The 1224-nt window shown below is 65.2% G+C and carries 1 protein-coding gene; it reads left to right on the top strand.

The features are described from left to right. Nucleotides 1-66: 66 nt before the first annotated feature. Nucleotides 67-1224, top strand: a 1158-nt coding sequence (locus DMB66_RS59760) for a bifunctional diguanylate cyclase/phosphodiesterase (protein ID WP_233625629.1), incomplete at its 3' end; no start/stop codon positions are given.

Here is a 1224-nt window from a genome sequence, read left to right as displayed (position 1 = left end):
TCCTACCACGAGTCGGAGGCCGACCGATACACGCTGGAACGCTCGATCGAGGTCTCGTCTGACGAGATGCGCACACTGCACGACGTGCTGAGCCGCCAGGCCCGCCACGACACGCTCACCGGCCTGCCGAACCGCGCCGCACTCGTCGAGTTGCTCCACGCCGCGCTCGACGAGTGCAGACTGATCGGCAACGAGGTCGCCGTGTTGTTCATCGACCTCGACGGGTTCAAAATGATCAACGACAGTCTCGGCCACCCTGCCGGTGACGAGTTGCTCATCCGCGTCGCCGAACGGATCCGGGCGGCTATCCGCGATCGCGACGTGGTAGCCCGCCTCGGCGGCGACGAGTTCGTCGTGATCCTGCTGGACGTCAGCGGAATCACGACTGCGACCGCCGCCGCCGAACGCATCGTCGATCAACTCGGACGGCCGTTCCGGATCGGCGGCAACAACGTCGCTATCAGTGCGAGCATCGGCATCGCGCTGGCCAACGCCGACGCTCTGTCCGTCGACGACCTGCTCCGCAAGGCCGACATGGCAATGTACGAGGCCAAGGCCGGCGGCCGCAGCCAGTACACAATCTTCAACGACGACATCTCGGACCGCCTCGAAGGCCGGCTCGCCACGGTCAATGCGCTGCGGCAGGCCATCGAATCGCACCAACTGGTGCTGCACTACCAACCGATCATGCGACTTGCGGACCGGACCCTGGCCGGCGTCGAGGCACTCGTGCGCTGGGAGCGTCCCGGCCATGGGTTACTCACGGCCGACACGTTCATCCCGATCGCCGAGGAAAGCCAACTGATCACCGCCATCGACGCCTGGGTGGTCAAGCGCGCGTGCGAGGAGTTCACCGCCTCGAAATACCGTGAGCTGACGCTGTCGGTAAATCTTTCGGCCCGCGATCTTCGGCACCCAGGCATCGTCGACACCGTGAGCAACGCTCTGCAGAGCACCGGACTGCGGCCCGACCAACTCGTCATGGAACTGACCGAGACCACACTTGCGGCCGACAACGCGACAACCGCGGCCAGCCTGCGTTGGCTTCGTGCGCTCGGCGTTCAACTGGCCATCGACGACTTCGGGACCGGCTACTCGTCGTTGTCCTACCTCCGTCAGATCCCGGCGCAATCTCTGAAGATCGACCGGTCGTTCGTATCTGCCCTCGACGTGGACGAGTCGAGCGGCGCCATCGTCGGCGCTGTCGTCGGCATAGGACACGCG

Source organism: Actinoplanes sp. ATCC 53533, from assembly GCF_003947245.1.
The sequence above is the reverse complement of the archived record's forward strand: the minus strand, read 5'-3'. Positions and strand labels throughout refer to the sequence as shown.